The following is a 4159-nucleotide window of genomic DNA, read 5'->3' on the forward strand; positions in this document are numbered from 1 at the left end:
AGACACTTCTCACAGTGAGGACATTTGAGAATGACATCTTTAGAGTAACGATTCTTCGAATTAAATAAAGCAGAACAGACTTTGCACTGATATTGTCCGTGCACACCATTATTCTTATAGAGATAGTCATGGGGCGCATGACACTTAGCGCAACGTACATGTTCAGGAACTTCAGAAGATGACTTGTGGCGACGAACAGGTTTGATCGGTTTACCTGCTTCCACGGCCTGTTTTAGAAGGTATTTATAGTCCGCCCGTTCAATCTTTACAACTTTCGGTGGGTCATCAAGGGTCAATTTGTTGTAATCAAGCTTTGTGATATCGGTCCCTTTAGGTGGTCGATCACCCGCATCTTCAAGCCAAGTAATATAATCGTTTAAAAGTTGAATTAAACTGTTTTGCCACTTGATTTTATTAACTAAATACATGATAATCTGAAGTAGATTAGGCATCTCTTTTCACTCCTTAAGTGNATAAAGGAAAAGAAGGTATTCTATGAAAAAAATATTTGCTATCAATGCTGGGAGCTCCTCATTGAAATTTCAGCTTCTTGAAATGCCCACAGAAATAGTTATTACAAAAGGTATCTTTGAGAGAATTGGCTCATCTGAAGCAGAATTTACCTTAAATTACAATACAGTAAAAAAGCATGAAATATTACCTTTAAGTAATCATCAGGAAGCAGTCGATCACTTATTGGAGGTGCTGGTTACTGAAGGGATAATAAAAACTTTAACAGAAATCGAGGGAATTGGTCACAGAGTCGCACATGGGGGAGAACAATTTCAGGACTCAGCAGTCATAAATGACTCTATACTGAAGACCATTGAGAGTTTAAATCATTTGGCCCCTTCCCACAATCCTGTAAATGTAATTGGCATAAAAGCATTTCAGAGTAAACTGCCTGATACAGTATCGGTGGCAGTGTTTGATACTGCCTTCCATCATACTATTCGTCCTGAAGCATACATGTATCCCATTCCATTTAAATATTATGAAAAATATAATATTCGAAAGTATGGATTTCATGGTACTAGCCACAAATATGTTTATGAGACTTTACTCAAGATTTTGAATAAAGAAAGTGGGGAAGATAGAGTTGTAACTTGCCATCTTGGAAATGGAGCAAGTGTATGTGCAATCGATTCGAACGGGCATTCCGTCAATACATCTATGGGATTCACCCCATCGGCTGGCTTGATGATGGGGACAAGAAGCGGAGATATTGATCCTTCAATTATCCCGTTTTTAATGGAAAGAGAGAAACTGAATTCAAAAGAAATTCTCGATTTATTAAATAAATCTTCTGGTGTGCTTGGAGTTTCTGGTTTATCAAATGATCTTCGTGATATTAAATCAGCGGCAGAAAATAACGATGAACGTGCAAAGTTAGCTCTGAATATGTATGCTAATCGTGTTGCAGATACAATATCTGCTTACGTGTCTCATCTGGGTGGAATAGAAGCGCTTGTTTTTACAGCCGGAGTTGGAGAAAATTCTTCTATGATACGCTCATTAGTCTGTAAAAGATTAGCGTTTTTGAATCTCAAAATCGATGACTGGAATAATAAAAACAATGAAACATTTCTGGAAACTGACGATTCGGCAGTAAAAGTGGCCGTGATCCCAACGAATGAAGAAGTAGTAATAGCCAGAGATGTTGTCAGATTAGGTTTTTGATTCGAGTATTCAAAAGAGGAGGGAAGAACAATTGTCGATTTCTAAGTTACTGAATATTCAGTACCCTATTTTAAAAGGGGTTATGGCACTGATATCCACTCACAAACTTGTCGCAGGGGTTTCCGAGGCAGGCGGGCTTGGAATTCTTTCCTCTATCAATCTGGAAGCAGAAGAATTGAGAGAGGAAATAAGATTAACTAGGGCTTTGACGTCGAAACCGATTGCAGTCAACTTGATGATGTTATCAAAAAACAGAGATCAGCAAGTTAAAGTCATTATTGAGGAGAATATTAAAATATTAACTGTAAGTGCAGGTTCTCCAGTGGTATACATGGAATGGTTAAAAGAAAATAATATTAAAGTGATACCTGTGGTTCATACCGTGCAAAAAGCCCTGGAAATGGAAAAAATTGGAGTAGATGCAATTATTGCGGAAGGCTCTGAATCTGGCGGCTATATTGGTGAATCTTCTACTATGACCTTGATTCCTCAAGTTGTCAGTCAGGTTAAAGTACCGGTGATTGCTGCTGGAGGAATAGCTGATGGCCGTGGACTTGTTGCAGCTTTTGCATTAGGCGCACTGGGTGTTCAAATGGGAACTCGATTTCTTGCAAGTGAGGAGTGCACAATTCCTCCAGGACTCAAATCAGCGTTACTGAAAGCTACGGATACCTCAACGATTGTAACTGGTCGTAAAAAGGGCGATGCTATCAGGAGCCTGAAAAATGAAATGCTCGAAAAATATGTCGACCTAGAATTTTCTGAAACACAAGAAGCTAACCTGGAAGAGCTTACTATCGGATCTTATAGAAGAGCAGTTGTAGAGGGCAACATCGAAACTGGCTCTTTAATGACTGGACAAGTTGCCGGGTTAATCACTGAAATCAAACCAGCTAAAGAAATTGTTGAAGAGATCATGAAAGAAGCTCATGATGTTAGAGAAAGTTTGAAAATTTGATTACTTAACTATTATCAAATAGATTAAAAATTAATTTTACAGACAGATAAATGTTTGTATTGCTTAATAGGACAGTATGACTTTATGTAATTATTAAAATATAAATTAGTTTTATACTACAAATTATGGAGGTAAAACAATGGATATCATTATACTATTATTGGCTTCTTTCGGAGGAGGGGTATTTGGGGCTCTTATCGGTGGGTTAGCAGCTTTTATTTTTACTGGAATCGCTGCTTTGATAGGTATTGCTATAGTATTGTCCGGTGGAGGAGATGCATTCTTATCTGAGGTAGCTTTTGGTCCGTTATTTGGTCCACATATCGCTTTTGCAGGAGGGGTTGCAGCTACAGCCTATGCTGGAAGAAAAACAGCCAGTAAAAACAGGAAGCTGAAAGAAGAAAAGAATCTTTCAGGGGCGGATGTCGTACTTGAAGATCATGAACTCATGAACGGGGAAACTGATGTAGAAAATGGTGCAGACATCACCAGTCCAATGTTTAAAACTATCGATCCAATCGTATTACTGATCGGTGGTGTTTTTGGAATGCTCGGTTTTGGAATCAACTATCTGTTCGCTACAGTATTGGCACTCCCGCTTGATACTATTGCACTGACAGTATTTGTATTAGGCGTCATTGCAAGATTTGCATTTGGGAAATCCGGCTTAACAGGCGTTTTTCCAGAAAATGAGGCTAAATTTAAATTCACTGGGGTAGGTATGCTGTTCAATGCGATTTGGGGTGCCTCTCTGGGAGGAGTAATGGGGTATATCGTATTGCTTACAGAAATTCCAAGTTTGGGATTTGCAATTTCAGCAACATCACTTATCTTTATATATTTTGGTCTGACATTTCCGGTTTCTCACCATGTTGCAATGGTAGCAGGAGTTGCGGCAATGACATTTGGAAATATTTGGATCGCTATCATATTTAGTATATTGGCTGTCATTTCTGGGGACATTATTCAGCGCTATACCAATACTTATGTGGATACTCACTTAGATATGCCAGCGACAGTCATTGCCTTATGGACATTTGTGATTCTTGGTTTATTATCGTAAAGGCCATATCAAATCTATATACTATAATAAAAAAAACAATCGAAGAGACTGCTACTATTGTGTAGTCCCTTCGATTGTTTTTAGTGATTCACCGTAATCTGAGGTTTGTTACAAGATCTCCTACTATTTTTACTGGCGCTGTTTTCTCAACATTTTTAGAAATCGATTTCATAGAGACTATCGTATTTTTGATTCTTTTACTGGAATAAAGTTCATGCAATTCCTGATCAAGATAAAGAGCAATCAGTTATGACCAGTCTACCTACTTATTGTTTGAGACGGTTAGGTTTTAAGAAAGGATTCTTCACTGGTCTGGATTTGTAAACCCCTGATAAATAACTCAAGTTTTGCAGTTGAATATCCAGGTTTAACCCTTGCGGTTATTGAAACTTCTTATAAATAATTATCAAAAAACACACAAAAAGACACCTCTCTTTGGTAAAATGTAGTCACCACAA

3 protein-coding genes and 1 pseudogene are annotated in these 4159 nt (G+C 38.0%); 3 read left to right on the top strand and 1 reads right to left on the bottom strand.

The annotated features are described in order from the left end of the window. Nucleotides 1–452 (bottom strand): annotated as a pseudogene (locus ACYVLS_RS02895) (hypothetical protein); the annotation flags it as partial. A 43-nt stretch (nucleotides 453–495) separates the two neighbouring features. On the opposite strand from ACYVLS_RS02895, the gene ACYVLS_RS02900 reads away from it, so the two are divergent. The 3 genes from ACYVLS_RS02900 to ACYVLS_RS02910 all read left to right on the top strand — a co-directional run bounded on the left by ACYVLS_RS02900 (nucleotide 496) and on the right by ACYVLS_RS02910 (nucleotide 3701). Further along, entirely contained in the window at nucleotides 496–1680 is a 1185-nt protein-coding gene (locus tag ACYVLS_RS02900) for an acetate/propionate family kinase (protein ID WP_346023825.1), read from the top strand. A 31-nt stretch (nucleotides 1681–1711) separates the two neighbouring features. After that, entirely contained in the window at nucleotides 1712–2638 is a 927-nt protein-coding gene (locus ACYVLS_RS02905; RefSeq protein ID WP_346023824.1) for a nitronate monooxygenase, read from the top strand. A 139-nt stretch (nucleotides 2639–2777) separates the two neighbouring features. After that, on the top strand, nucleotides 2778–3701 hold the full coding sequence (locus ACYVLS_RS02910; protein ID WP_460321012.1) for a hypothetical protein: 924 nt from the start codon (nucleotides 2778–2780) through the stop codon (nucleotides 3699–3701). Nucleotides 3702–4159: the final 458 nt, after the last annotated feature.

The sequence above is a fragment of the Alkalibacterium psychrotolerans genome (assembly GCF_054784355.1).

Coding starts and splice junctions, on each gene's coding strand:
- ACYVLS_RS02900 (WP_346023825.1), top strand. CDS start 496: ATGAAAAAAATATTTGCTATCAATGCTGGGAGCTCCTCATTGAAATTT.
- ACYVLS_RS02910 (WP_460321012.1), top strand. CDS start 2,778: ATGGATATCATTATACTATTATTGGCTTCTTTCGGAGGAGGGGTATTT.